Below are 26,971 nucleotides of genomic sequence, written 5' to 3'. Positions count from 1 at the left end.
TTAATCACAACAGGACAACAGGCGGGAAGACCATGAACATCAAGAAAGCAATAGAACGCGTCCCTGGCGGCATGATGGTAGTGCCACTGGTTATCGGCGCGATAATCAATACCTTTGCCCCGCAGGCGCTGGAGATCGGCGGTTTCACCACCGCATTGTTTAAAAACGGCGCCGCGCCGCTGATAGGCGCATTTCTGCTGTGCATGGGCGCGGGCATCAGCGTCAAAGCGGCGCCGCAGGCGCTGTTGCAGGGCGGTACGATTACGCTGACTAAGCTGCTGGTCGCCATCGCGATTGGCCTCGGCGTGGAGCATCTGTTCGGCGCGGAGGGGATTTTCGGCTTAAGCGGCGTGGCGATTATCGCCGCGATGAGTAACTCCAACGGCGGGCTTTACGCCGCGCTGGTCGGCGAGTTTGGCAACGAGCGTGACGTTGGGGCAATTTCGATTCTGTCACTGAATGACGGGCCGTTCTTTACCATGATCGCGCTGGGCGCCGCGGGGATGGCCAACATTCCGATCATGGCGCTGGTGGCGGTACTGATTCCGCTGGTGGTGGGGATGATCCTCGGCAACCTCGATCCGCATATGCGTGACTTTCTGACCAAAGGCGGTCCGCTGCTGATCCCGTTCTTCGCCTTTGCGCTGGGGGCCGGTGTCAACCTTGAAATGCTGTTGCAGGGCGGACTGGCGGGCGTTCTGCTCGGCGTGCTGACCACTTTCGTTGGCGGTTTCTTTAACATTCGCGCCGATCGCCTGGTCGGCGGAAGCGGAATTGCCGGCGCCGCTGCCTCCAGCACCGCCGGTAACGCCGTCGCGACGCCGCTGGCGATTGCCCAGGCCGATCCGTCGCTGGCGCAGGTTGCCGCCGCCGCCGCGCCGCTGATTGCCGCATCGGTGATTACCACCGCGATTCTGACGCCGATCCTCACCTCATGGGTGGCAAAGAAGCAGGCGCGTCAGAACGTTAAGGAGAAGAAAGCATGAAAATGATCGTTATCGCCGATGACTTTACGGGCTCTAACGATACCGGCGTTCAGCTGGCGAAAAAGGGGGCGCGCACCGAGGTGATGCTGACGCCGGAGCAGAAGCCCTCCCGTCGCGCCGACGTGCTGGTGATTAACACCGAAAGTCGGGCGATACCCGCAGAGCAGGCGGCGAAAGCCGTACAGCAGGCGTTAGCCCCCTGGTGCGAAGGGGACAGGATGCCGCTGGTCTATAAAAAGATCGACTCCACCTTTCGCGGCAACGTCGGGGCAGAAGTCACCGCCGCCATGCGCGCCGCGCGCCGCAGGCTGGCGGTGATTGCGGCGGCGATCCCCGCCGCCGGACGCACCACCCGCGACGGTCTGTGCCTGGTCAACGGCACGCCGCTGCTGGAAACCGAATTTGCCAGCGATCCGAAGACGCCGATTCTCTCCTCGCGCATTGCGGAGCTGGTGGCCCTGCAAAGCGACGTTCCGGTGCATGAAGTGTCGCTTGACGCGGTTCGCCGGGGAGAGTTGAGCGCGCTGCTGGCGGCTTACGCTGCCGAAGGCGAATGTATGGTGGTGGCCGATGCGGTGGAGGATCGCGATCTGTCGCTGATCGCCCACGCCGTCTGCGAGCAAAAAGAGATGCCGCTGCTGGTCGGCGCCGCCGGGCTGGCGAACGCGCTGCCGGTCAGAACCTTTATGCAGGCAAAGCAGGAGCTGCCGGTGCTGGTGGTAGCGGGGTCGATGAGTGAAGCCACGCGCCGCCAGGTGGAGAAGGCGCTGTGTCATGGGCGCGCCAAAGTCGTGGATATTGACGCCTCGCGGCTGGCTTCGGCGCAGGCTGAACAGGAGATAGCGTCGGTGGTGGAACAGGCCTGCGCGCTGCTCGGCCAGCGTCACCATACCATTTTACGCACCAGCCGCAGCGCGGAAGACCGCCAGATGATTGACTCGCTGTGCCGCGAGCTGGGCGTGAGCCGACAGCAGCTCGGCGAACAGCTGAGCCAGAGGCTGGGAAAGATTACCTTACGCATCATTGAACGGTCGCGAATTGGCGGCCTGTTCCTGACCGGCGGCGATATCGCCACGGCGGTCGCCAGCGCGCTCGGGGCGGAAGGGTATCGCATCCAGAGCGAAGTCGCGTCTTGTATCCCCTGCGGGACCTTCGTCAACAGCGAAATTGACGACCTGCCGGTGATTACTAAAGCGGGCGGATTCGGTTCAGACAGCACCCTGTGTGATGCGCTTTATTTTATTGAGGAGATGTACCGTGGTAACTAAAACAATTGCGATTACGATGGGCGATCCGGCGGGTATTGGTCCGGAAATTATTGTCAAAGCGCTCGGCGAAGAGGAGCTGAACGGCGCGCCGCTGGTGGTGGTGGGCTGCCTGCAAACCCTGAAGCGCCTGCAGGCTAAAGGGCTGGCGGAAGGCGTCACCTTCCGCGCGATTGAACAGGTGGCGGATGCCCGCTTTGCCCCCGGCGTGATCCACGTGATTGATGAGCCGCTGGCGCAGCCGGAGGCGCTGGAGCCGGGTAAAGTGCAGGCGCAGGCGGGAGATCTCGCCTACCGCTGCGTAAAACGGGCGACGGAGCTGGCAATGAAAGGAGACGTTCATGCCATCGCCACCGCGCCACTGAATAAAGAGGCGCTGCACCTTGCCGGGCATAACTATCCGGGCCATACCGAACTGCTGGCGACGCTGACCGACAGCCGCGACTACGCGATGGTGCTGTACACCGACAGGCTGAAGGTGATTCATGTCTCCACCCATATCGCCCTGCGCAAGTTTCTCGATACCCTTAACGGGCAGCGCGTGGAGACGGTGATTGGCATCGCGGATCGCTTCCTGAAACGCGTTGGCTTTGCTCATCCGCGCATCGCGGTGGCCGGGGTGAACCCGCACGCTGGCGAAAACGGTCTGTTTGGCGATGAGGAAATTCGCATTGTGGCGCCGGCTATCGAAAACATGAAGGCGCAGGGAATGGACGTTTACGGTCCGTGTCCGCCGGATACCGTGTTTTTACAGGCCTATGAAGGGCAGTACGACATGGTGGTGGCGATGTACCACGATCAGGGACATATTCCGCTCAAACTGCTTGGCTTTTACGATGGGGTGAATATTACCGCCGGTCTGCCGTTTATTCGCACCTCTGCCGATCACGGGACGGCGTTTGATATCGCCTGGACGGGCAAAGCAAAATCTGAGAGCATGGCCGTATCGATTAAACTGGCAATGCAACTGGCGTAATTTCCTGTTATGAAAGGACAACACCGTCTGGATAAGATTGTGGCGTATTTGAAAAATCATACGCTGGTCACCGTGGAGCAACTGGTGGATGCGGTGGAGGCATCGCCAGCGACGATCCGCCGCGATCTGATCAAACTGGATGAACAAGGGGTGATCAGCCGTAGCCACGGCGGTGTTGCATTACGGCGCTTTGAACCGGCGCAGCCGACGACCAACGAGAAGCAGCTGCGATCGCCTGCGGAGAAGCGGGCCATCGCCCGTTTCGCGGCGTCGATGGTGCGCCCGGGCGACGCGGTGGTGCTCGACGCCGGAACCACCATGCTCGAGCTGGCAAAGTGTCTGACCCATCTGCCGCTCAGGGTGATTACCGTGGATTTGCACATCGCCCTGTTTTTATGCGAGTTTCGCCAGATTGAGGTGACGATTATCGGCGGTCGCATTGATGACAGCAGCCAGTCCTGCATCGGCGAATCTGGCCGTAAAATGTTACGCAGCGTCTATCCGGACATTGCCTTTATGAGCTGCAATACCTGGAGTATGGAAAAAGGGGTGACCACCCCGACCGAAGATAAAGCCGGACTGAAGCAGGAGATCATCGCTAACGCTCAGCGGAAAGTGCTGCTGGCCGACAGCAGCAAATACGGCGCGCATTCGCTGTTTAACGTGACGCCGCTCAGCCGCTTTACCGACGTCGTAACCGACATCAATTTACCGCACTCCGCCCAGGACGAACTGAAAGCGCTGCCTGTGGCGTTGACGCTGGTGCAGCCTGAGCCATCAGAGTTTTAAGGTGTCAATCACCGCCCTCAGCGCGGGGGACACGTTGCGATGGGGATAATAGATAAACGACCCCTCCAGCCGCTGGCTGTAGCGTTGCAGCACCCTGATCAAACGGCCCTGCGCCAGATCCTCGGCGTTGATTCGGCCGGAATAAAATCATGTCCACACTGCGTGTCAAAACAACAAACAGCGAAAAGTTTGCCTGCTGGAGCGGTCTTTTACTTCTGAGCGCCGCGGCGCCGGATGGTTGCACTCCCTGGCCTACAAGAGCGACTGTAGGCCGGATAAGCGCAGCGCCATCCGGCAAGGTGGTTAACGCATTACACCGCCGGGATATTGCGCCCGTAGTAAATCTCGCGCATCTCTTTCCACAGCGCCGTGGTAATCTCCTGGCGCTCGGCTTCCGTCAGATCTTCTGGCCGGGTGTGGAACATATAGTGCTTAAGGTCGAACTCTTTAAGCAGCATCTTGGTATGGAAAATGTTTTCCTGATACACATTGACGTCCACCATGTCATACAGCGACTTCATATCTTCAGACATAAAGTTCTGGATGGAGTTAATCTCATGGTCGATAAAGTGCTTCATGCCGTTGATATCGCGGGTAAATCCGCGCACGCGGTAGTCGATGGTCACGATATCGGACTCTAACTGGTGGATCAGGTAATTCAGCGCCTTCAGCGGAGAGATCACGCCGCAGGTCGACACTTCAATGTCCGCGCGGAAGGTGCACAGCCCGCCTTCCGGGTGGCTTTCCGGATAGGTATGCACGCAGATGTGGCTCTTATCAAGATGGGCGACCACCGTTTCCGGCAGCGGGCCGGGGTGTTCGGTTTTGTCGATAAGCAGCGGATCAACAGGTTCTTCACTCACCAGAATGGTAACGCTGGCGCCCTGCGGTTCATAATCCTGGCGGGCGATGTTGAGGATATTGGCGCCGATGATTGAGCAGGTTTCCGACAGAATTTCGGTCAGGCGGTTGGCGTTATACAGCTCATCGATATAGGCGATATAGCCGTCGCGTTCTTCGGCAGTTTTGGCGTAGCAAATATCGTAAATACAAAAACTCAGACTTTTGGTCAGGTTGTTAAAGCCGTGCAGTTTCAGTTTTTTCAATTTTTTATCTTCTCCTCAGGACGACGATGAAGTCAGCGCGTCTTGCAGATACTGAGGCAGGGCAAAGGCTGCCGTGTGGATTGCCGGGTTGTAGTAACGGCACTTCAGGCCGGACGTGTGAAAACGCGCCTGGATGATTTCAGTCGACAGATGACGCAGCGCTTCGTTGTCCGTCGCCCAGGCAAAGGTCATTATGCCGCCATAGTAGGTCGGAATCGCCGCCTGATAAAAGCCGACGTCGGCAAAGTAATGGCTCAGCTTGCGGTGGCTGTCCAGAGCTTCATCCTGTTGCAGAAAGCACACCCCGTTCTGGGCGACGAAGATCCCGCCGGGGTTCAGGCAGCGTTTGCAGCCTTCGTAGAACGCCGAGGTGAACAGGCTTTCTCCGGGACCGATCGGATCGGTGCAGTCTGAGATGATCACATCAAACGTCTGCTGCGTCTGGTTAACGAAGTTAACGCCGTCGTCGATCACCAGCGTAAAGCGCGGATCGTCGTAGCTGCCGGCGTTGTGATTGGGCAGGTACTGGCGACAGAAGGAGACGACGCCCGCGTCAATCTCGACCATCGTGATGGTTTCGACGTTTTTATGGCGGGTGACTTCACGCAGCATCGCGCCGTCGCCGCCGCCGATGATCAGCACGTGCCTGGCGTGGCCGTGGGCGAACAGCGGAACGTGGGTCATCATCTCGTGATAGATAAACTCATCGCGCTCGGTGGTTTGCACCACGCCATCCAGCGCCATCACGCGGCCAAAGGCGGCGTTTTCGAAAATGATCAGATCCTGATGGTCGGTCTTCTCATGATAAAGAACGTTATCGACGGCAAAGTACTGCCCAAACTGGTCGTGTAGCGTTTCATGCCACTGTGGATTTTCGGCCATGGGTTGATACCTCCTTTGTTAACACCCGTAAAAAAAGGGCGCAACATCATAGCTAACAATGACCGACGATGCACGGTCATTATTTCAGCAATGTGCGGGAGGGATTATTTTACGTAGGCCAGCAGGCTGAGGGAGTCGCGCGCCAGCGCTTTGCATTTTTTCGCGACGGGGATCCCGATACCGCTCAGGTCGCGATAGCTGTCCTCGCCGAGAGATTTCATATCGAAGGTATCGTAATTGCTGAGGTCCCACTGATTTTGCTGCGCGAAAAAGACCAGTGCCCGACGGATCTGCCCGTTGGGTAAATTCTGATAGCCGCAGTCATTTTTCAGAAAGACAAAAACGGCTGTTAAGTCGGCCATATCTTCGGCTTCAGATTCACTGAGCGCATAACTGTTTGCGCAAACAGCCATCAGGCTGCTGAACAGCACGGTTCTGAAAAACGTCTTCATTGCTTCTACCACTGCATTACGGAAACTAAACGTTAGCACACTGTAGGCAAGGCGACGACTTTTATTATTGCTTTCATTTATGACGTTATCTTGACCTTCCCGTAAGGGGAGGGTCTATGCTCAGGGACCGGGTTTTGTTTCGTCTGCCGCAAAATAAGGAAGTGATTATGCAACGTCGTGATTTCTTAAAATATTCTGTGGCGCTGGGGATGGCCTCGGCGTTACCGCTATGGAGCCGCGCGGCTTTTGCCGCCGGACGTCCCGCGTTACCTGTTCCGCAACTGCTCACCGCCGATGCCCGTAATCGCATCTCATTGATGGTGCAGGCGGGGCAGTCCACCTTCTCCGGCAAAACGGCGACCACCTGGGGCTATAACGGCAGTCTGCTCGGGCCTGCGCTGAAGCTGCAAAAAGGTAAAGCGGTGACGGTGGATATCCATAATCAACTTGCCGAAGAGACCACCGTGCACTGGCACGGGCTGGAGGTTCCCGGCGAAGTGGATGGCGGGCCGCAGGGGATCATTCCGGCCGGGGGCAAACGCACCGTCACTTTTACCCCGCAACAGCGCGCGGCGACCTGCTGGTTTCACCCGCATCAGCACGGCAAAACCGGGCATCAGGTGGCGATGGGCTTAGCCGGTCTGGTGATTATCGAAGACGAAGAGATGCATAAGCTGCTGTTGCCGAAACAGTGGGGCATTGACGACGTGCCGGTTATTGTTCAGGACAAGCGGTTTACTGATGCCGGGCAGATTGATTATCAGCTTGATGTGATGACCGCCGCCGTCGGCTGGTTCGGCGATACGCTGCTGACCAACGGGGCTATCTATCCGCAGCACGCCGCCCCGCGCGGCTGGCTGCGCCTGCGTCTGCTCAACGGCTGCAATGCCCGTTCGCTTAACTTTGCCGCCAGCGATAACCGTCCGTTATATGTGATTGCCAGCGACGGCGGGCTGCTGGCGGAGCCGGTCAAGGTGAATGAACTGCCGGTGCTGATGGGCGAACGCTTTGAGGTGCTGGTGGATATCAGCGACGGTAAGCCGTTTGATCTGGTGACCCTGCCGGTGAGCCAGATGGGGATGGCGGTTGCGCCGTTCGATAAGCCGCATCCGGTGATGCGCGTGCAGCCGGTGGCGGTTAACGCCTCCGGGATGCTGCCGGATACTCTCGCGACCATGCCCGGCCTGCCGCCGCTGGAAGGGCTGACCACGCGTACACTCCAGCTGTCGATGGACCCGATGCTCGACATGATGGGGATGCAGAAGCTGATGGAAAAGTATGGCGATCAGGCGATGGCGGGCATGAGCCACGGTCAGATGCAGGGGCATATGCAGCACGGCAGAATGGGGGAAATGCACCACGGCGGGCATTTCGACTTCCACAATGCCAATAAGATTAACGGCGTCGCGTTTGATATGAACAAGCCGATGTTTGCCGCCAGCAAAGGGCAATATGAGCGCTGGGTGATTTCCGGCGTCGGCGACATGATGCTGCATCCGTTCCATATTCACGGCACGCAGTTCCGTATTCTCTCAGAGAACGGTCAGCCTCCTGCGGCGCATCGCGCAGGCTGGAAGGATACGGTGCATGTTGAAGGCGGCGTGAGCGAGGTGTTAGTCAGGTTTGAGCATGAGGCGCCTAAAGAGTTTGCCTATATGGCGCACTGTCATCTGCTGGAGCATGAAGATACGGGCATGATGGCAGGGTTTACCGTATAAAAATGCCGGATGGCGGCTACGCCTTATCCGTATATGGACACCTCCCGTTATGCAAGCCACTAATCATGTTTTGTGTAACGGGAGTAAGATGCTTTCGTATATCCGGCCTTTCTTTCGGCACCGTCGTGCCCGGCCATGATGTTATCTGCACACCTGGTTCCATTCGGCCTGACGGCTTTGCTTCGCAGGGAGCCTTCGGATAAACCGGAGTTTTCAGGTGTCGGTCTTACCTGTTACACATTTGTGCTTAATGACTCTGCAATCTCACGACAGGATTATTCTTTTCTCTCACTCTTACCGTTTCGTTCTACATCACGCGATATTCTTCTTCCCGACTCAGCACGGCCCACGCGATACGGGCATTTTTGTTCGCCATGGCGACCGTTGCGACATTCCTGTTACGTCTTTCTGCCACTGACTGCAGCCACTGGCTTCGACGGTCTTCCTTGTTACCGCAGGCATTCAGTACTGCACGCGCTCCGTGGATCAGCAGCGTTCGCAGGTAGCTGTCACCCCGCTTACTGATGTGACCCAGCCGGTTTTTTCCGCCGCTTGAGTGCTGCCCGGGAACCAGCCCCAGCCAGGCCGCCATTTCACGTCCGTTTTTAAACTGTCTTGCATTACCCACTGCTGCAACCAGCGCGCTGGCGGTTACCGGGCCAATCCCGCTGATCTCCTGAAGCCGCCTGATACGGTCATCGTCCTGCGCCAGCTGTTTAAGCCGCCGGTCATAACGCGCCAGTCGGTCATCCAGTATCTGCAATTCCTCCGCTAACTCGCACAGCAGACGGATAAAGCGGTTATCCCATTGTTCCTGCTGAGAAAGTATCTCCGGCAGTGCTCGTCTGAGCGCGGCAAGCCCGACAGGAAGCACAAGGCCAAACTCGCCCAGCATGCCGCGTATCTCGTTGCTGAGCGCCGTTCTGTCGCGAAGCAGGCGGGCACGAACCCGGTGCTCTGCCTGCATGCTCTGTTGCGCTTCAGATTTAACGGCAACATAGCGCATACCGGGCCTGCTGACGGCCTCGCAGATAGCTTCGGCATCATTGGCATCGTTTTTGTTGCCCTTCAGATAAGGCTTAACGAACCGGGGCGGGATAATACGGACAGAGTGCCCGAGTCGGGTCAACTCTCTGGCCCAGTAATGCGAGGAGCCGCAGGCTTCGATACCAATAAGACAGGGCTCAAGCCGGGCGAAAAAGACAAGCATCTGTGAACGGCGCAGTGTTTTACGGAGAACAACGCGTTCATGGTGATCAACGCCATGAAGCTGAAAAACCAGCTTTGCGAGATCGAGGCCAATACGTTTAATATTCATGTGGACACCTCCCCCTGGGAACTGAAGTTAACACCTCAGTCTGGCACTAATGATGCCGTAAGGTGGGAGGTGTCCATCACATCGGCCTGGGGAAGGTGCTGTTGTAGGCCGGGCAAGCGAAGCGCCTCCGGCAGGATGCCCGGATCTCTCCGGGCATCAAAGTTACTTCTCGTCGTCCGGCAGCGCATACGCGACAATATAATCGCCCATCTTCGTACCAAACGAACCGTGACCACCCGCGGAAATAACAACGTACTGCTTGCCATTCACCTCATAGGTCATCGGCGTGGCCTGTCCGCCCGCTGGCAGGCGAGCCTGCCACAGCTTTTCCCCGTTGCTCATGTTGTAAGCGCGCAGGTAGTTATCGGCGGTCGCGGCGATAAACAGCACGTTACCGGCAGTCGAGATGGGCCCGCCGAGCATCGGCATCCCCATGTTGAAGGGAAGCGGAACCGGCATCGGGAACGGCATACTGTCCTGCGGCGTACCGATACGTTTTTTCCACACCACTTCATTGGTTTTCAGATCCAGCGCGGAAATATAACCCCAGGCCGGTTGCTTACACGGCAGGCCAAACGGCGACAGGAACGGGTTCAGCGTCACGCCGTACGGTACGCCGTACTGCGGCTGAATACCGGCTTCGGTGCCGGTGCCTTTCGCATCCTTCGGCTGCTCCATCGGGTTGCCCGGACCGCGTGGAATAAGCTTAGAGACGAACGGCAGCGCCATCGGGTTAGCAATCGCTACCTGACGGTTCGGATCGACGGAAATACCGCCCCATTCGAACATCCCGAGGTTGCCCGGGAACACCAGCGTGCCCTGCTCAGATGGCGGAGTGAAGATGCCTTCATAGCGCAGCTGGTGGAACATCACGCGGCATACCAGCTGGTCGAACATGGTGGCGCCCCACATATCCGCGCCGCTGAGATCTTTCTTCGGACGGAAGCTCAGTTCAGAGAACGGCTGCGTTTTGCTGACGTAATCGCCTTTCGCGGCGCCCTGCGGCACCGGCGTTTCCGGCGCAGGCACCACCAGTTCGCCGTTACGGCGATCCAGCACAAAGATATTGCCGGTTTTCGCCGGGGCGTAAATGACCGGAACGGTCTGGCCGTTGACGGTAATGTCCGCCAGCGTCGGCTGAGCGGGCAGGTCCATATCCCACAGATCGTGGTGAACCGTCTGATAGCTCCAGGCGAGTTTACCGGTGGTCGCGTTCAGCGCCAGAATGGAACTGGCGTAGCGCTCCTGCTCCGGCGTCCGGTGTCCGCCCCAGATATCCGGCGTCGAGACCCCCATCGGCAGGTAAACGAGGTCCAGCTTCGCGTCATAGGCCGCTGGCGCCCAGGAGTTCGGCGAGTTAAAGGTAAACGTGTGCTCATCGGACGGGATCGCATTCGGGTCTTTCGCGCCCGGATCGAACGCCCACAGCAGCTTGCCGTTGTTAACATCGAAGCCGCGAATGACGCCGGAAGTCTCGCGGGTCGAGAAGTTATCGGTCACCGAACCGGCAATGACGATGGTTTTATCGGTGATGATCGGCGGCGAGGTTGGCTCATACAGCCCCGGCGTTTGATCCGGCATGTTGGTTTGCAGATTGAGCACGCCTTTGTTGCCGAAAGTCTCGCACAGCTTGCCGGTTTCAGCGTTAAGCGCAATCAGACGACCGTCGTTTACCGGCAGAATAATGCGGCGCGGGCAGTCGGCAATCACTTCCGGCGAAGCGTTACCCGCAGTCGCCTCATGGTATGAAACGCCGCGGCAGGTAACGTGCTGGAAGGACTCGTTGGTTTTCAGCTCCGGGTCGTAGTGCCATTTTTCTTTACCCGTCGCCGCCTCCAGCGCGAACAGACGCTGGTGAGCGGTGCACAGATACAGCGTGTCGCCCACTTTAATTGGCGTCACTTCATTGGTCAGTTCGCCCGGATCGTCCGGCTGCTTCAGATCGCCGGTACGGAACACCCATGCTTCTTTCAGCTTGTGAACGTTATCGGCGTTAATTTGCTTCAGCGGCGAATAGCGCTGGCCTTCCTGATTGCGGCCATACGCCGGCCAGTCGCCGTCAGCCACTGGTGAGATGGCCTGTGCAGGCGTCGACTCCGCGCTGAGCGCGCCGTCGATCTCCTGCGGGTCGTTGAAGCCCGCCCAGGTCAGGATGCCGCCGCTAATCAGCAGGGCGGCAACCAGTGCGGCCACCGCGCCGCGGGAAGGCACCATCAGGCGATGCCAGACAAAAGGCAAAATCAGCCAGATGCCGAAGAAGACCAGGATATCGCTGCGCGGCGTCAGCGCCCAGAAGTCGAAGCCGACTTCCCATACGCCCCAGATCATGGTGGCGAGGAGCAGGGCGGCATACAGCCATAGCGCCGTACGTCTGCTGCGCCACAGCAGCCAGGCGACGCCCAGCATCGCCAGACCGGCGATCGGGTAGTACCAGGAGCCGCCGATGGCGACCAGCCAGCCACCGCCGATCAGAAGATACAGCCCGCAAAGCGCTGCAAAGAGGGCCGTCAGCGTCACGAGAAGTCGTGGCGAACGTGCATTGTTTTCAGCCATAAAAAGGTACCATCTCAATTTGTTAATTTTTTAATAGCAATTAAGTATAGGATTTAACATGTGTGATCGTCATCACAAAATGAGCTTTATCAACAGATGCCGCGGATAAAGGCTTTTGCTGGTATACTGCGTGACTTGCTTTTCGATGCGGGCTTATTTACGGCAGGCATTGACCGATTTGTTTTTAAATCATGTGGTTATAGATATGAAACATACTGTAGAAGTAATGATCCCGGAAGCGGAGATCAAAGCGCGTATTGCCGAACTGGGCCGTCAGATTACTCAGCGTTATAAAGACAGCGGCAGTGAAATGGTGCTGGTTGGTCTGCTGCGCGGTTCATTTATGTTTATGGCGGACCTGTGCCGTGAAGTGCAGGTATCTCATGAAGTCGATTTTATGACCGCCTCCAGCTACGGTAGCGGCATGTCTACCACCCGCGATGTGAAAATCCTGAAAGATCTGGATGAAGATATTCGCGGTAAAGACGTGCTGATTGTGGAAGACATCATCGATTCCGGAAATACGCTGTCAAAAGTACGTGAGATCCTGAGCCTGCGCGAGCCGAAATCGCTGGCGATTTGCACGCTGCTGGATAAGCCTTCTCGCCGCGAAGTGAACGTGCCGGTAGAGTTCGTTGGCTTTTCCATTCCGGACGAGTTCGTGGTGGGGTACGGGATTGATTACGCCCAGCGTTACCGCCATCTGCCGTACGTTGGCAAAGTGGTGCTGCTGGACGAGTAAGAACAGAATAGCCGGATGGCGTCGCAAACGCGACGCATCCGGTCTACAACCCTGATGGCTTATTCGTGGTTAATGTACTTTTTCCCTAACGCGGAAACGCCCTTATGATAGCGGTTCTCCAGCGTTTCCCGGTTGGTGGCCGTAACGTCAAGATCGCGCAGCAGGCCATCATTAATACTGTATGCCCAGCCGTGAATCGTGACTTTTTGCCCGCGTTTCCAGGCGGATTGCATAATAGTGGAGTGCCCCAGGTTATAAACCTGCTCCATCACATTCAGCTCATAGAGCGCATCCAGACGTCGTTCTTCCGGCATTTCGCCCAGCAGTGAGCTATGTTTAAGCCAGATATCGCGAATGTGCAGCAGCCAGTTGTTAATCAACCCCAGTTCCGGGTTTTCGACGGCAGCCTGGATACCACCACAGCCGGAGTGACCACAAATAATTATGTGTTCAACTTCCAGCACATCGACGGCATACTGCACCACGGAGAGGCAGTTGAGATCGGTGTGGATGACCAGATTGGCCACATTACGGTGAACAAACAATTCGCCCGGTTCCAGACCGGTTAAGCGTTCAGCGGGAACGCGACTGTCGGAACATCCAATCCATAGAAAGCGCGGTTTCTGCGCTTGCGCCAGTTTCTCAAAAAATCCGGGATCCTCTTCCACCAGCATTTTTGACCATAGTGCATTGTTGCTGATGAGTGTATCTATGTCTTTCATGGAGGTTAACGACCTGTAACCAGATTAGTGCGTTGAGCTAATATAGGGCAACTCCAGGATTATTTAAACCACATATAAAGTGTAAGAACGTAAGGTAAGTAAAAATTTATGACCATTGCGCTGGAACTTCAACAACTTAAGAAAACCTATCCGGGAGGCGTTCAGGCGCTGCGCGGGATAGATTTGCAGGTCGAAGCGGGGGATTTTTATGCGCTGCTCGGGCCGAACGGGGCAGGCAAGTCAACGACCATCGGCATTATCAGTTCGCTGGTTAACAAGACTTCCGGACGGGTCTGCGTGTTTGGCTACGATCTGGAAAAAGATATCGTCAACGCCAAACGCCAGCTCGGGCTGGTGCCGCAGGAGTTTAACTTCAACCCGTTTGAAACCGTGCAGCAAATCGTCGTTAATCAGGCGGGTTATTACGGCGTCGAGCGTAAAGAGGCGGTGGCGCGTAGCGAAAAATACCTGAAACAGCTCGATCTGTGGGAAAAACGCAACGAACGCGCGCGTATGTTATCCGGCGGTATGAAGCGTCGCCTGATGATCGCCCGCGCGCTGATGCATGAGCCAAAGCTGCTGATCCTCGATGAGCCGACGGCCGGGGTCGACATTGAGCTCCGCCGCTCAATGTGGGGCTTTCTGAAGGATCTGAACGACAAAGGCACCACCATCATTCTGACCACTCACTATCTGGAGGAAGCGGAAATGCTGTGCCGTAATATCGGCATTATTCAGCACGGCGAGCTGGTGGAAAACACCTCGATGAAGAGTCTGTTGTCCAAGCTGAAATCCGAAACCTTTATTCTCGATTTAGCGCCCAGGAGTCCGCTGCCGAAACTGAACGGCTACCAGTACCGGCTGGTGGATACCTCCACGCTGGAGGTGGAAGTGCTGCGTGAACAGGGTATCAACAGCGTGTTCAGCCAGCTCAGCGAGCAGGGGATTCAGGTATTGAGTATGCGTAACAAAGCGAACCGCCTTGAGGAGCTGTTTGTTTCACTGGTTCATGAAAAACAAGGAGATCGCGCATGATGCAGCTTTACTGGGTGGCGCTGAAAAGCATCTGGGCGAAAGAGATTAACCGCTTTATGCGCATCTGGGTGCAGACGCTGGTGCCGCCGGTCATCACCATGACTCTCTATTTTATTATCTTCGGTAACCTGATTGGTTCGCGCATCGGCGAAATGCACGGTTTCAGCTATATGCAGTTTATCGTGCCGGGCCTGATCATGATGGCGGTAATCACCAACGCTTACGCCAACGTCGCCTCATCGTTCTTCAGCGCCAAGTTCCAGCGCAACATTGAAGAACTGCTGGTGGCTCCGGTGCCGACGCACGTGATTATCGCCGGCTTTGTCGGCGGCGGCGTGGCGCGCGGTCTGTGCGTCGGCGTTCTGGTCACGGCGGTGTCGCTGTTTTTCGTGCCGTTCCAGGTCCACTCCTGGCTGTTCGTCGCGATGACGCTGGTATTAACCGCGATTCTGTTTTCGCTGGCGGGATTACTGAATGCCGTGTTTGCTAAAACGTTTGACGATATCAGCCTGATCCCGACCTTCGTGCTGACGCCGCTGACCTATCTTGGCGGGGTGTTCTATTCCCTGACGCTGTTGCCGCCGTTCTGGCAGGGGCTGTCGCACCTGAATCCGATCGTCTATATGATCAGCGGCTTCCGTTACGGTTTCCTCGGCATTCACGATGTGCCGCTGGTGACCACTTTCGGCGTACTGCTGATCTTCATTATCGCTTTTTATCTGCTGTGCTGGACGCTGATCCAGCGTGGCCGCGGTCTGCGTAGCTGACAATCCTATTCCTCTCCCTGCCGCGGGAGAGGATAAGTTTTGACCGCTGTCATCATTCTCTATTTATCACCCTGATAAACTACTTGCCTGCTAAGGAGGCGAGCCATGTTAGGTTGGGTGATTACCTGTCATGACGATAGGGCGCAGGAGTTGCTGGAGCGTCTGGAAAAGAGGTACGGACCGCTGACGCAGTGCCGGGCGGTCAATTACTGGCAAGGGCTGAGCGCCAATATGCTGAGCCGGATCATGTGCGATGCGCTGCACGAAACGGATTCCGGCGAGGGTGTTATTTTTCTGACTGATATTTCTGGCGCCGCGCCGTATCGCGTGGCGTCACTGCTGAGCCACAAACATCCGCTGTGTGAAGTGATCTCCGGGGTGAGTTTTTCGCTGCTCGAACAGATGCTGTTATTACGCGAAACAATGAATAGCGCCGCGTTTCGCGACCGGATCGTTGCCCTTGGCGCGCCAGAAGTGACCAGCCTCTGGCATCAGCAACAAAAGAATCCGCCTTTTGTTCTGCTGCACGATCTGTATGCGTGCTAGCGCCTGACGGGACAGGCTTCTGGTCATTTTTATTGACGGGGTGAATTGATACAATCGCGGCGTTGTCTTGTCCCGGTTATGAGAAATGATGAAATATCTTGTCCTTCTGCTGTGCTGGCTTTCCACTGCGGTCAGCGCGGCGCTGCCCGCCCGCTATATGCAAACCACCGAAAATGCCGCTATCTGGGCGCAAATCGGCGATAAAATGATAACCGTGGGGCACGTTCGCAGCGGGCAAATTCTCTCTGTTATCCCGGTCGCCGCCGATTACTACGAGTTCAGCTTTGGCTTCGGCACCGGGTTTATCGATAAACAGCATCTCGGGCCGGTCCAGGGTAAGCAGCGCGTCGCGGACAGCCTCGGCGATCTCAATAAGCCGCTCAGCAATCAGAACCTGATTACCTGGCAGGCGACGCCTGTTTACAACGCGCCGAACGTCGGCAGCGCGCCGTTTGGCGTCCTGAGCGAAAACCTGCGTTATCCCATCGTCAGTAAACTCAAAGACCGGCTGAATCAAACCTGGTATCAGATTCGCATCGCCGACAGGCTGGCCTGGATAAGCGCGCTTGATGCGCAGGAGGATCGCGGAATGCCGGTTCTGACTTATCACCATATCCTGCGCGATGAAGAAAATACCCGCTTCCGTCATACCTCAACCACCACCAGCGTGCGGGCGTTCAGCAATCAGATGACGTGGCTGCGCGATCGGGGATATGCCACCCTGACGATGGCGCAGCTCGAAGGCTATGTGCGCAACCAGCTGAACCTGCCCGCAAAAGCGGTAGCGATCACCTTTGACGACGGCCTTAAGTCGGTAAGCCGCTATGCGTATCCGGTACTGAAACAGTACGGGATGAAGGCGACGGCGTTTATTATCACCTCGCGCATCAAAGGCCGTCCGCAGAAATGGGATCCGCGCTCGCTACAGTTTATGAGCGTTTCCGAACTGAAAGGCATTCAGGACGTTTTTGATTTACAGTCGCACACCCATTTTCTGCATCGGGTGGATGGCGACAGGCATCCCATTTTACTCAGCCGCAGCGAGCACAATATCCTTTTTGATTTTAAGCGTTCGCGCCGCGTGCTCTCGCGCTTCAATTCGCAGGCGCTGTTTCTCTCTTACCCGTTTGGCGGCTATAACAGTAAAGCGGTGGAAGCGGCAAAGGATGCCGGTTTTCATCTGGCGGTGACCACGGTGAAAGGAAAGGTGAAACCGGGGGATAATCCCTTCCTGCTGAAGCGTTTGTATATCTTAAGAACGGATTCGCTGGAGATGATGTCGCGGCTGATCAGCAATCAGCCGCAGGGATAACGGTCAGGCGACCTGAACAGGGATGGCTTTTGCGGTGCGCTTCATTTCGTTGTCGCCTTCAAAGTAGGCCACTTTCGGCTGCCAGCGGCGCGCTTCTTCGTCAGTCATGGTGACAAAGCTGGCGATAATCACAATATCGCCGACGTTTGCGCAGTGCGCCGCCGCTCCGTTGACGGAGATGATGCGGGAACCGCGTTCGGCGGCAATCGCGTAGGTTGAAAAACGGTTGCCGTTTGACACGTTCCAGATATCAATGGCTTCATTTTCCAGGATGCCTGCGGCGTCGAGAAAATCCTGATCGATGGCGCAGGAACCTTCGTAGTGCAGGTCCGCCTGGGTGACTTTCACACGGTGAAGCTTACCTTGCAGCATTTTGCGAATCATTACGTCTACCTTTATCTTCTTCATTCAGGCGACCGGCACGGCGGCGACTGAATAACGGTGCATCAATTCTGTTAGCAACGAAGCAGGGCGAACCCTGCCTTGAGAATTTTCTCAGGCAGTATTGCCCGATTTTTAACCCCTGTCTACTGGGTTAAGGTCACGATCTGGTTGTCGATTAAGCGCGCCTGACCCAGCCACGCCGCCGCCAGAATTACCGCCCGCTGGCTGCTTTCGGTCAGCTCGAGCAGGGTATCGGCGTCGCGGATCTGAATATCATCGGCGCGGAAGCCTTTTTCATTCAGCTCCTTCTCCGCAAGGGCGATCAGTTCGTCGAGTTCGCGCTCGCCAGCCTGCAATTTTTCGCCGATGCCGCACATCGCTTTGTACAGGCCGGGGGCGATTTTGCGCTGTTCAGCCGTCAGATAGCCGTTGCGCGAACTCAGGGCCAGACCGTCTTTGGCGCGAATAATCGGCACGCCGACAATCTCGATGTCATAGCCCATATCCGCCACCATTTTGCGGATCAGCGCCAGCTGCTGAAAATCTTTCTCGCCAAAGCAGGCGATATCCGGCCCAACGAGATTAAACAGCTTGCTGACGATGGTGGAAACGCCGCGGAAATGACCCGGACGGCTGGCGCCTTCCAGCATGGTGGACAGTCCCGGCACGTCGACATACGTCTGGCCTTCGGTGCCCTGCGGGTAGATTTGATCGGCTGCCGGGGCAAAGACGACATCGACTTTGCGCTTGTTCAGCTTTTCGCAATCTTCCTGCAACGTGCGCGGGTAGCGCGCCAGATCGTCAGGGCGGTCAAACTGCATCGGGTTAACGAAGATACTGACCACCACGATATCGGCGCGGGCTTTCGCTTCATCTACCAGCTTCAGATGGCCGTCATGCAGGTTGCCCATCGTCGGCACCAGCGCAATACGTTTACCTTCCTGACGGGCTCTGCGGATATGCTGGCGCAGCAGCGGCAGGGTTTCAATTATCAGCACAACTTGGCTCCTTTCGTTGCCGGATGGCGACGCACGGCGTCTTATCCGGCCATTCATGCCACATTAATGGAAACTGTGTTCTTCGCCCGGATAGAGGCCGGACTCCACTTCGGCAATATACTGCCGCACGGCGGCGCGCATGTCGCCTGCTTCTGAAAGGAAATTTTTAGCGAATTTCGGAATGTGGCCGCCGGTGATGCCGAAGGCGTCATGCATCACCAGAATCTGGCCGTCGGTGACGTTGCCGGCGCCGATGCCAATCACCGGAATGGAGAGCGCGTCGGTCACGCGTTTAGCCAGCGCCACCGGCACGCATTCCAGCACGATAAGCTGCGCGCCAGCGGCTTCCAGCGCCAGCGCGTCGTCAAGCAACCTTTGACCAGCATCGCCGCGACCCTGAACTTTATAGCCGCCGAAGATATTCACCGACTGCGGCGTCAGGCCGAGATGGCCGCAGACGGGCACCGCGCGCTCGGTGAGCATTCTGACGGTATCCACCAGCCATGCGCCGCCCTCGATTTTGACCATATTGGCCCCGGCGCGCATCACGATTGCCGCATTTTCGCAGGCCTGCTGCGGCGTGGCGTACGCCATAAACGGCAGGTCGGCGAGCAGAAGGCAGTTCGGCGCGCCGCGACGTACCGCGTGCGTATGGTAAGCAATATCTTCCACGGTGACGGGCAGGGTGGAGTCATGCCCCTGAACGGTCATCCCCAGCGAGTCGCCTACCAGCATCACATTGATGCCTTCTTCGGCAAACAGCTTCGCGAAGCTATAGTCATAGGCGGTAATGGTGGCGAAGCGTTTTTTCTCCTGTTTGCACTTCTGCAACAACGAGAGAGTGGTTGGTTTCATAACATTTCCTGCTGCTGAACGTCAGATTTACCGGCATTCTAACAGGCACATTCAGGGGGGCAATTGTTTTAAGCAAACGATTAGCATCAAAGCCCTAAACGCTTAAACGATGGGGAAATTACCAGCGATCGGGCTTTCCGGCGCCGAGTCCGGCAAGGAGATGTTGCAGGGATTCGCCCTGCGGAAAACGCAGATCCGGGGCGATTTCAAACAGCGGCCAGAGCATAAAGCCGCGGTTATGCATGTCGTAATGTGGTACGGTCAGCCGCTCGCTGTTAATGATGCGATCGCCAAACAGCATAATATCGAGATCCAGCGTGCGCGGCCCCCAGCGTTCGGCTTTGCGCACCCGGCCCTGTTGTAGTTCGATGCGCTGAGTGTGGTCGAGTAGCGCTTCCGGTTCGAGGTCGGTTTCCAGCGCGACCGCCGCGTTGAGGTAATCAGGCTGATCCTGCGGTCCCAGCGGCGGCGTGCGGTAAAAGGAGGAGACGGCGATAATCCGGCTGTGTGGAATATCGCCAAGCGCTGTTATCGCCGCATTAACCTGCTCCAGCGGCGAGGCCAGATTGCTGCCGATGGCGATATACGCCGGCGTCACGCGCTGCCCTCACGGCGCGGCGAGCGCTTGCGCGGACGACGATGGCGACGGCGCGGAGCCGGATCTTCATCCAGCTCGTTAAGCATGCCTTTTTGCTCCGGCGGCGCGGATACCTGGAATTCGCCCCACCACTGCGCCAGACGCTGTAGCTCCGGGTTATTTTCCGCTTCAGCGCGCAGCGCCAGCAGATCGTAAGCGGCGCGGAACTTCGGATGCTCCATCAGCTTCCAGGCGCGTTTACCCTGGCGACGTGACATGCGCAGCTGAAGCTGCCAGATATCGCGGGTCAGCGCGGTAAGGCGTTTAGGGATCGCCAGCGAGCGGCAGGCTTCATCCAGCACTTCATTCATCGCCAGCGCGAACGCGTCGTAGTAGGCCAGACCGCTTTCCTGGGCGATTTTTTGCGCCATCTCCAGCAGCGGATACCAGAACATCGCCGCGAACAGGAACGCCGGGTTCACGCGCATATCATTATGAATGCGGTTGTCGGTGTTCTTCAGCACCTGCGCGATGATGCGCTCCATCGGGCTGTCGCCGTTTTCGGTGAAGTAGCGGGTGATGGTCGGGAACAGCGGCTGGAACAGGCTGTATTCACGCAGCTTGAGATAGGTTTCGTAGCCGTAACCGGACTGCAGGAGCTTCAGCGACTCTTCGAACAGACGCGCCGGCGGAATGTCGTTGAGCAGCGTCGCCAGGCGTGGGATCGGCTCGGCGGTTTCCGGGCTGATGCGCATATCCAGCTTGGCGGCAAAACGCACCGCGCGCAGCATCCGCACCGGATCTTCGCGGTAGCGGGTTTCCGGATTGCCGATCAGGCGGATAACGCCATCCTGCAGATCCTTCATGCCGCCAACGTAATCGCGGACGGTAAAGTCGGCAACGCTGTAATAGAGGCTGTTGATGGTAAAGTCGCGGCGCTGGGCGTCTTCTTCGATCGAACCAAAAATGTTGTCGCGTAGCAGCATACCGTTTTGCCCGCGCTGGGAGGTGGTGCGATCGCTCTCGCTGCCTTCATGGTGGCCGCGGAAGGTGGCGACTTCAATAATTTCCGGGCCGAACATAACATGCGCCAGCCGGAAACGACGGCCAACCAGACGGCAGTTGCGGAACAGTTTGCGTACCTGATCCGGCGTCGCGTTGGTAGTGACGTCGAAATCTTTGGGTTTTTTGCCGAGCAGAAGGTCGCGGACGCCGCCGCCGACCAGCCAGGCTTCATATCCCGCTTTATTGAGCCTGTACATTACCTTCAGGGCATTTTCACTGATATCTTTGCGGGAAATAGCGTGCTGCTCGCGTGGGATGACCGTCATATGCGGACGGGCGACGGCGACTTCGGCCTCGCTCTCCTCGCGGCTTAGCACCTTGCGGCAAAAATTAGCGACTCGGGTAAAAATAGTGCACCTCGGTAGTGTCAATCATCAATCAAATCCATTCACCCGCAGGCTTTCGCATTGTGATAATGAGAAAGACGACGAGCAAAAATAGCGGCTAATCATAGCTCAGCAAGAGGCATTTGAGAATGGCGGATTTACGTATGCCGATTCCGGCACCGCTGTGAGCCGCCAGTGGGTCACGGCGAGACGGAGCAGTTGCTCCACCGGCAACGCCTGCCATTCCGCTTCGGTATGCTGTCCAAGAAAGCGCAGCGCCGCGAGAAGCACGGGGCGCGGATCGCCCGGCGGCAGCGCGGGGGCGTGGTTCTGTTTCGACAGTTTAGCGCCGTGCGCATTGAGCGCCAGCGGCAGATGCACATAGTCCGGCGGCGTCCAGCCGAACTGCTGGTACAGCGAAATCTGTCGCACCGTCGGTTCGATAAGATCCGCGCCGCGCACAATTTCCGTGACGCCCTGGAAGTGGTCGTCCACCACCACGGCCAGGTTATAGGCAAATAAACCATCACGACGATGAATAATAAAGTCTTCCCGCGCCAGCCGTTCGTCGGCCTGAATCTCACCGCGCAGGCGATCGTAAAAACGGGTCACCGGATGCTGCTGCTTTATGCGTACCGCCGCCTGCTGCGGCCCGTTGCACAGTTCGCGGCAGTGACCGTCGTAAATGCCGCCGATGCTCTGAATGCGCGCGCGGGTACAGGTGCAGTAGTAGCTCAGCCCCTGGTCATACAGCCAGGCGAGCGCCTCGCGGTACGCCTCATGGCGGCGGGACTGCCACAGCACCTCGCCATTCCAGTGCAGGCCGTAATGTTCCAGCTGGCGCAGAATAGCGTCGGCGGCGCCGGGAACTTCACGGGGCGGATCGATATCTTCAATACGCACCCGCCATATCCCGTTCCGGGCGCGAGCCTGTAAATAGCTGCCGAGGGCGGCGATAAGCGAGCCAAAGTGCAGTTCGCCGGAAGGTGAGGGGGCGAAACGGCCAATATAGTGTGAGTCAGTCATCGTTGCGGATTTGCGGAAAATGAAAAGGCGGGGAAGCCCCCGCCTGTGGTAAACGTGATCAAACGGTGGGGCTTAACCCGCCATCTGTTTTTCGCGAATCTCAGCCAGCGTTTTGCAGTCGATGCAGAGATCGGCTGTTGGACGCGCTTCAAGGCGACGGATACCAATTTCCACTCCGCAGGATTCGCAGTAGCCGAAATCTTCGTCTTCAACCTTCTTCAGCGTTTTCTCGATCTTTTTGATCAGTTTGCGCTCACGGTCACGGTTACGCAGTTCGAGGCTGAACTCTTCTTCCTGCGCGGCGCGGTCAACCGGATCAGGAAAGTTTGCCGCTTCGTCCTGCATATGAGTAACGGTGCGATCGACTTCATCCCTGAGTTGATTACGCCATGCTTCAAGAATACGCCTGAAGTGCGACAGCTGGGCTTCGTTCATATACTCTTCGCCCGGTTTCTCCTGGTACGGCTCCACCCCAGCGATGGCGAGAATACTCAGGGACGATGTTTTACGGTTTTGCCCTTCTTGCATGTTGCTTCTCCTTAACACGCACTATCGATCCCCATGTTCGGGGGAAAAATCAGGTCGCTATAAATAGCAGATGCTTTTCCGGATAGCAATTAACTAAACGTAACACTTGACAACCCTGTGAGGAAAAGCGTATTTGCGCACGCGACCAGAATACGAAATAACCAGATTGTTACATCACTATAAAGTAACGGGTAGCGACTCCATCAGAGTCATACTGTCGGCAGAAAGTTCCGCTTTATATGCCAGAACTTCTACCCCCTTACGCTGTGCTTCATTCAATAGTTGCGCATATTTCGCGTCAATATGGCGCGCGGGTGAAAACCGGGTAATGGCGGAGTGCAGAACGGCGAAAAAGATCACCGCGCGTTTACCTTCAGCCGCTACGTTCATCAGTTCGCGAAGGTGTTTCTGACCTCGCTGTGTGATTGCGTCGGGAAAATAACCCTTCTCGTTTTCCGCGAGCGTTACCGATTTCACTTCAATATAGCAGTCAGGACGTAAATCTTCCTGTAACATAAAATCAATGCGGCTGCGTTCGGCGCCGTATTTTACTTCGCTTCTCAGGACGCTGTAGCCTGAAAGTTCTGAAACCTGGCCCTGTTCAATGGCTTCTTTCGTTAATCTGTTAGCCCAGAGCGTGTTAACGCAAATTAGCGCGCCGTTACGGGTTTCAGTTAATTCCCAGGTATGCGGATATTTGCGTTTAGTATTTTCTGAGGTGGAATACCAGACCGTATCGCCAGGGTCAGCGCAGCCGGTCATTGCGCCGGTGTTGGGGCAGTGTATTGTCAGTTCAACGCCCTCTGGCGTGATCACATCGGCTAAAAAGCGTTTATAGCGCTGAACCAGCGTGGCGCGCTGGAGTGGCGGAGTAAACTGCATTCCTTTTCTTCCTTATTTGACAAGCGTCCAGCGCTGTAACGGCGTGTAACGGGTGCGACCTCGCGTAAATGAGGAGGCGTAGAGCACAAATTCGCTCACCGGAAACGACCAGCAAAAGCCGGGCGGCGGGAGCGCCACCGCGTGGCTGGCGTCGCGCAGCAGCGTAATGTGCGGATGAAATGGCCGCGGGCTCTGGTAGCAGCCGCTGCGCGCCGCCTGGGCGCGCAGCATATCGGCCAGTTGCAGCAGGCCGCGCGGCGACCGGCGCGTGCCGAGCCAGACTACCCGCGAGCGCAGCCATTGCCCGGCATCGTCCAGCGTGAGCGTAAATCCGGGCTGGCGGATGCGTCCGGCCAGCGCGGCTAACGCCTTTTGTTTGTCGGCGCTCACTTCGCCTAAAAACGCCAGCGTCAAATGCAGATTGTCGGCAGCGACAGGACGGCCCGCTTCCCCAGGGAAGTGCGCCGCGCGCCATGCGACAATTTGCTCGCGCACGTCGGCGGGCAGTTCAATGGCGAAAAACAGCCGTTTCGGCTCAGACATCTTCGGTACTCGGTAATGAATTAACGCGATGCTACAATGCAGCGCGAAGAATGTTAACCCTCCGGAGCTATTTGTGACCTCATTGCCTGTTGCCGCCGTTCTGCCTGAACTGCTTGCCGCCCTTGACCGTTCGCCGCAGGTTCTGCTGAGCGCGCCGACCGGCGCCGGGAAATCCACCTGGCTGCCGCTACAGTTTCTGACTCACAAAGGCATTGAGGGAAGAATTATCCTGCTGGAGCCGCGCCGTCTGGCGGCGCGCAATGTGGCACAGCGGCTGGCGGAGCAGCTGAACGAACAGCCCGGCGGGACGGTGGGCTACCGGATGCGCGCGCAGTCCTGCGTGGGGCCCGCGACGCGGCTGGAAGTGGTCACCGAAGGGGTGCTGACGCGAATGCTTCAGCGCAATCCCGAGCTGAACGGCGTAGGTCTGGTGATCCTCGATGAATTTCACGAGCGTAGTTTACAGGCGGATCTGGCGCTGGCGCTGCTGCTGGACGTGCAGCAGGGGCTGCGCGACGACCTGAAGCTGCTGATCATGTCCGCCACGCTGGATAACGAACGCCTGCGCCAGTGCCTGCCGGATGCGCCGGCGGTGGTTTCCGAAGGGCGCGCTTATCCCGTTGAGCGCCGCTATCACCCGCTGTCGCCGCAGTTACGTTTCGATGAGGCGGTTGCGGTGGCGACCGCCGAACTGTTGCGCCATGAAGCGGGATCGCTGCTACTCTTCTTACCCGGCGTCGGGGAGATCCAGCGCGTGCGGGAACAGCTGCGCGACCGCGTCGGCAGCGATGTGCTGCTGTGTCCGCTGTACGGCGCGCTGCCGCTTAACGAGCAGCGTAAAGCTATTCTGCCCGCGCCGCAGGGAAGCCGTAAAGTGGTGCTGGCGACCAATATCGCCGAGACCAGCCTGACAATTGAAGGCATTCGTCTGGTTGTCGACTGCGCTCAGGAGCGGGTGGCGAGATTTGACGCGCGGACCGGGCTGACCCGACTGATTACCCAGCGCGTCAGCCAGGCGTCAATGACCCAGCGCGCCGGTCGCGCCGGACGTCTGGAGCCCGGCATCTGCCTGCATCTGATCGCCAAAGAGCAGGCGGAGCGCGCCGCGGCGCAGGGGGAGCCGGAAATCCTGCAAAGCGATCTTTCCGGCCTGCTGATGGAGCTATTGCAGTGGGGATGCCGCGATCCGGCGCAATTGACCTGGCTGGATCGCCCGCCCGCGATACACTTACAGGCGGCAAAACGATTGTTACAGATGCTCGGCGCGCTGGAGGGCGACAGGCTGAGCGCCGTCGGGCAAAAAATGGCGGCGCTGGGCAACGACCCGCGTCTGGCGGCGATGTTAGTGAGCGCTTCCGATCCTGATGAGGCGGCCACCGCCGCCAGGCTGGCGGCTATTCTTGAGGAGCCGCCGCGTATGGGCAACACCGACCTGGGCGTGGCCTTTTCCCGTACCCAGCCAGGCTGGCAGCAGCGCAGCCAACAGCTGCTGAAGCGGCTGAAAGCGGGCCGCGGCGAAGCCGATGCGTCGCATATTGCGCCGCTGCTGGCGCGCGCCTTCGCTGATCGGATCGCCCGGCGGCGCAGCCAGGACGGGCGCTATCAGCTGGCGAACGGTATGGGCGCGGCGCTGGATGCGGACGATGCGCTGGGACGCCATGAATGGCTGATCGCTCCGCTATTATTGCAGGGCAGCGCGTCACCGGACGCACGTATTCTGCTGGCGCTGCCGCTGGATATCGACGCGCTGGTCCAGCGTTGCCCGGCACTGTTACAGCAGTCGGATACCGTTGAGTGGGATGAAGCGCAGGGAACGCTGAAGGCATGGCGCAGAATGCGCATCGGGCAACTGACGGTGAAAGTGCAGCCGCTGGCGAAACCGTCGGAAGAGGAGCTGCATCTGGCGATGCTGAACGGTATCCGCGATAAGGGACTCGGCGTACTGAACTGGACGCCGGCGGCGGAACAGCTGCGGCTACGTTTACAGTGCGCGGCAAAATGGCTACCGGAATATGACTGGCCTGCCGTGGACGAGCAGACGCTGCTGGCGGCGCTGGAAAGCTGGCTGCTGCCGCATATGAGCGGCGTGCATTCGTTGAAAAGTCTGAAATCGCTGGATGTACATCAGGCTTTGCTGGGCTTACTGGACTATCCCCGGCAGCAACGTCTGGTGAGTTCGCTGCCCACACATTACACTGTGCCGACGGGAAGCCGGATAGCCATTCGTTATCATGAGGATAACCCGCCCGGGCTGGCGGTCAGGATGCAGGAAATGTTTGGCGAAGCCAGTACGCCGACCATTGCCGAAGGCCGGGTGCCGCTGGTGCTGGAGCTGCTGTCCCCCGCGCAACGGCCTTTACAGATTACGCGCGATCTCAGCGCGTTCTGGCAGGGATCGTACCGCGAGGTGCAAAAAGAGATGAAAGGGCGTTACCCCAAACACGTCTGGCCGGACGATCCGGCGAATACCGCGCCGACGCGGCGCACCAAAAAGTATTCGTAGGCTGCAGGCCGGATAAGGCGAAGCCGCCCTCCGGCAGAAATACAGCAGATAATTGAGAGATTTCTTCTTCTGTCGGGTGACAGAAGAACTGAAAATCGGGCCTTTGCGCCTGAAC

The 26,971-nt window shown here is 57.6% G+C and carries 26 protein-coding genes and 1 pseudogene; 11 read left to right on the top strand and 16 right to left on the bottom strand.

Features of this window, described 5'->3' with window-relative positions:
* The first annotated feature begins 32 nt into the window (after window positions 1–32).
* Genes K7R23_RS00445 through K7R23_RS00430 form a run of 4 tightly spaced genes read left to right on the top strand, consistent with a single transcriptional unit; the run spans window position 33 to window position 4,016 of the window.
* The gene (locus K7R23_RS00445; RefSeq protein ID WP_012904510.1) at window positions 33–986 is read left to right on the top strand and encodes a 2-keto-3-deoxygluconate permease 1; all 954 of its coding nucleotides are present in this window, start codon (window positions 33–35) and stop codon (window positions 984–986) included.
* The gene (dtnK, locus tag K7R23_RS00440; RefSeq protein ID WP_012904511.1) at window positions 983–2,254 is read left to right on the top strand and encodes a D-threonate kinase; all 1,272 of its coding nucleotides are present in this window, start codon (window positions 983–985) and stop codon (window positions 2,252–2,254) included. The genes K7R23_RS00445 and dtnK overlap by 4 nt, the downstream gene beginning before the upstream one ends.
* Complete coding sequence (locus K7R23_RS00435) at window positions 2,244–3,227, top strand: D-threonate 4-phosphate dehydrogenase (RefSeq protein ID WP_012904512.1); 984 nt, start codon at window positions 2,244–2,246, stop codon at window positions 3,225–3,227. Before dtnK ends, K7R23_RS00435 begins: the two co-directional genes overlap by 11 nt.
* Before the next feature lie 9 nt (window positions 3,228–3,236).
* The gene (locus K7R23_RS00430; protein ID WP_012904513.1) at window positions 3,237–4,016 is read left to right on the top strand and encodes a DeoR/GlpR family DNA-binding transcription regulator; all 780 of its coding nucleotides are present in this window, start codon (window positions 3,237–3,239) and stop codon (window positions 4,014–4,016) included.
* Here K7R23_RS00430 and K7R23_RS00425 read toward each other — a convergent pair.
* The 4 genes and pseudogenes from K7R23_RS00425 to K7R23_RS00410 all read right to left on the bottom strand — a co-directional run.
* A pseudogene (locus K7R23_RS00425) lies at window positions 4,005–4,139 on the bottom strand (LysR family transcriptional regulator); the annotation flags it as partial. The gene K7R23_RS00430 and the pseudogene K7R23_RS00425 overlap by 12 nt on opposite strands.
* A 188-nt stretch (window positions 4,140–4,327) precedes the next feature.
* Window positions 4,328–5,122: an adenosylmethionine decarboxylase gene (gene speD, locus K7R23_RS00420; protein ID WP_012904514.1), complete on the bottom strand. Its 795-nt coding sequence runs from the start codon at window positions 5,120–5,122 to the stop codon at window positions 4,328–4,330.
* A 15-nt stretch (window positions 5,123–5,137) separates the two neighbouring features.
* Window positions 5,138–6,004 carry a polyamine aminopropyltransferase gene (gene speE / locus K7R23_RS00415; RefSeq protein ID WP_012904515.1) on the bottom strand — a complete coding sequence of 289 codons (867 nt, stop codon included), beginning with the start codon at window positions 6,002–6,004 and terminating at the stop codon, window positions 5,138–5,140.
* Between the two features lie 104 nt (window positions 6,005–6,108).
* Window positions 6,109–6,456 (bottom strand): YacC family pilotin-like protein, encoded by a 348-nt coding sequence (locus K7R23_RS00410; protein ID WP_024132470.1) that lies wholly within the window; start codon window positions 6,454–6,456, stop codon window positions 6,109–6,111.
* A 167-nt stretch (window positions 6,457–6,623) separates the two neighbouring features.
* Here K7R23_RS00410 and cueO point away from each other — a divergent pair, with 167 nt between their 5' ends.
* The gene (gene cueO / locus K7R23_RS00405; RefSeq protein WP_012904516.1) at window positions 6,624–8,174 is read left to right on the top strand and encodes a multicopper oxidase CueO; all 1,551 of its coding nucleotides are present in this window, start codon (window positions 6,624–6,626) and stop codon (window positions 8,172–8,174) included.
* A 307-nt stretch (window positions 8,175–8,481) separates the two neighbouring features.
* Here the strand turns inward: cueO and K7R23_RS00400 are convergent, their stop codons facing one another.
* Both K7R23_RS00400 and K7R23_RS00395 read right to left on the bottom strand, forming a co-directional pair.
* Window positions 8,482–9,492, bottom strand: coding sequence for an IS110-like element ISCro5 family transposase (locus K7R23_RS00400; protein ID WP_012904517.1), 1,011 nt, complete (start codon window positions 9,490–9,492; stop codon window positions 8,482–8,484).
* A 162-nt stretch (window positions 9,493–9,654) separates the two neighbouring features.
* Window positions 9,655–12,045 (bottom strand): glucose/quinate/shikimate family membrane-bound PQQ-dependent dehydrogenase, encoded by a 2,391-nt coding sequence (locus K7R23_RS00395; protein ID WP_012904518.1) that lies wholly within the window; start codon window positions 12,043–12,045, stop codon window positions 9,655–9,657.
* Window positions 12,046–12,250: 205 nt separating this feature from the next.
* Between K7R23_RS00395 and hpt the strand changes: the two genes are divergently transcribed.
* Window positions 12,251–12,787, top strand: a complete 537-nt coding sequence (gene hpt / locus K7R23_RS00390) for a hypoxanthine phosphoribosyltransferase (RefSeq protein ID WP_012904519.1) — start codon at window positions 12,251–12,253, stop codon at window positions 12,785–12,787.
* Window positions 12,788–12,846: 59 nt separating this feature from the next.
* On the opposite strand, the gene can is transcribed toward hpt, so the two are convergent.
* Window positions 12,847–13,509 (bottom strand): carbonate dehydratase, encoded by a 663-nt coding sequence (gene can, locus K7R23_RS00385; protein WP_012904520.1) that lies wholly within the window; start codon window positions 13,507–13,509, stop codon window positions 12,847–12,849.
* Window positions 13,510–13,617: 108 nt separating this feature from the next.
* On the opposite strand from can, the gene K7R23_RS00380 reads away from it, so the two are divergent.
* The 4 genes from K7R23_RS00380 (at window position 13,618) to K7R23_RS00365 (ending at window position 17,169) form a co-directional block, all read left to right on the top strand.
* Entirely contained in the window at window positions 13,618–14,544 is a 927-nt protein-coding gene (locus K7R23_RS00380; protein WP_012904521.1) for an ABC transporter ATP-binding protein, read from the top strand.
* Window positions 14,541–15,311 carry an ABC transporter permease gene (locus tag K7R23_RS00375; RefSeq protein ID WP_012904522.1) on the top strand — a complete coding sequence of 257 codons (771 nt, stop codon included), beginning with the start codon at window positions 14,541–14,543 and terminating at the stop codon, window positions 15,309–15,311. The genes K7R23_RS00380 and K7R23_RS00375 overlap by 4 nt, the downstream gene beginning before the upstream one ends.
* A 105-nt stretch (window positions 15,312–15,416) precedes the next feature.
* Complete coding sequence (locus K7R23_RS00370; RefSeq protein WP_012904523.1) at window positions 15,417–15,857, top strand: PTS sugar transporter subunit IIA; 441 nt, start codon at window positions 15,417–15,419, stop codon at window positions 15,855–15,857.
* Window positions 15,858–15,942: 85 nt separating this feature from the next.
* A complete protein-coding gene (locus tag K7R23_RS00365; RefSeq protein WP_012904524.1) occupies window positions 15,943–17,169 on the top strand; it encodes a polysaccharide deacetylase family protein in 1,227 nt (408 codons plus the stop codon).
* A 3-nt stretch (window positions 17,170–17,172) separates the two neighbouring features.
* Here K7R23_RS00365 and panD read toward each other — a convergent pair whose 3' ends face one another.
* From panD to thpR, 9 genes are all read right to left on the bottom strand, one after another.
* Window positions 17,173–17,553, bottom strand: coding sequence for an aspartate 1-decarboxylase (gene panD / locus K7R23_RS00360; RefSeq protein WP_012904525.1), 381 nt, complete (start codon window positions 17,551–17,553; stop codon window positions 17,173–17,175).
* A gap of 143 nt (window positions 17,554–17,696) precedes the next feature.
* Complete coding sequence (gene panC / locus K7R23_RS00355; RefSeq protein ID WP_012904526.1) at window positions 17,697–18,551, bottom strand: pantoate--beta-alanine ligase; 855 nt, start codon at window positions 18,549–18,551, stop codon at window positions 17,697–17,699.
* Window positions 18,552–18,614: 63 nt separating this feature from the next.
* Window positions 18,615–19,406, bottom strand: coding sequence for a 3-methyl-2-oxobutanoate hydroxymethyltransferase (gene panB / locus K7R23_RS00350; RefSeq protein ID WP_012904527.1), 792 nt, complete (start codon window positions 19,404–19,406; stop codon window positions 18,615–18,617).
* A 118-nt stretch (window positions 19,407–19,524) separates the two neighbouring features.
* Window positions 19,525–20,004, bottom strand: a complete 480-nt coding sequence (gene folK, locus K7R23_RS00345; RefSeq protein WP_012904528.1) for a 2-amino-4-hydroxy-6-hydroxymethyldihydropteridine diphosphokinase — start codon at window positions 20,002–20,004, stop codon at window positions 19,525–19,527.
* Window positions 20,001–21,398 carry a polynucleotide adenylyltransferase PcnB gene (pcnB, locus tag K7R23_RS00340; RefSeq protein ID WP_217968164.1) on the bottom strand — a complete coding sequence of 466 codons (1,398 nt, stop codon included), beginning with the start codon at window positions 21,396–21,398 and terminating at the stop codon, window positions 20,001–20,003. Before pcnB ends, folK begins: the two co-directional genes overlap by 4 nt.
* Before the next feature lie 105 nt (window positions 21,399–21,503).
* Entirely contained in the window at window positions 21,504–22,400 is an 897-nt protein-coding gene (gene gluQRS, locus K7R23_RS00335; RefSeq protein WP_012904530.1) for a tRNA glutamyl-Q(34) synthetase GluQRS, read from the bottom strand.
* A 72-nt stretch (window positions 22,401–22,472) separates the two neighbouring features.
* On the bottom strand, window positions 22,473–22,928 hold the full coding sequence (gene dksA / locus K7R23_RS00330) for an RNA polymerase-binding protein DksA (protein WP_003829221.1): 456 nt from the start codon (window positions 22,926–22,928) through the stop codon (window positions 22,473–22,475).
* A gap of 177 nt (window positions 22,929–23,105) precedes the next feature.
* Window positions 23,106–23,810 (bottom strand): DNA/RNA nuclease SfsA, encoded by a 705-nt coding sequence (sfsA, locus tag K7R23_RS00325; RefSeq protein ID WP_012904531.1) that lies wholly within the window; start codon window positions 23,808–23,810, stop codon window positions 23,106–23,108.
* A 12-nt stretch (window positions 23,811–23,822) separates the two neighbouring features.
* Window positions 23,823–24,353, bottom strand: a complete 531-nt coding sequence (thpR, locus tag K7R23_RS00320; protein ID WP_012904532.1) for an RNA 2',3'-cyclic phosphodiesterase — start codon at window positions 24,351–24,353, stop codon at window positions 23,823–23,825.
* Between the two features lie 73 nt (window positions 24,354–24,426).
* Here thpR and hrpB point away from each other — a divergent pair, with 73 nt between their 5' ends.
* The gene (gene hrpB / locus K7R23_RS00315; RefSeq protein ID WP_024132471.1) at window positions 24,427–26,856 is read left to right on the top strand and encodes an ATP-dependent helicase HrpB; all 2,430 of its coding nucleotides are present in this window, start codon (window positions 24,427–24,429) and stop codon (window positions 26,854–26,856) included.
* Window positions 26,857–26,971 lie beyond the last annotated feature (115 nt).

It is taken from the genome of Citrobacter rodentium NBRC 105723 = DSM 16636, assembly GCF_021278985.1.
Lineage (GTDB): Bacteria > Pseudomonadota > Gammaproteobacteria > Enterobacterales > Enterobacteriaceae > Citrobacter_A > Citrobacter_A rodentium.
The sequence above is the reverse complement of the archived record's forward strand: the minus strand, read 5'-3'. Positions and strand labels throughout refer to the sequence as shown.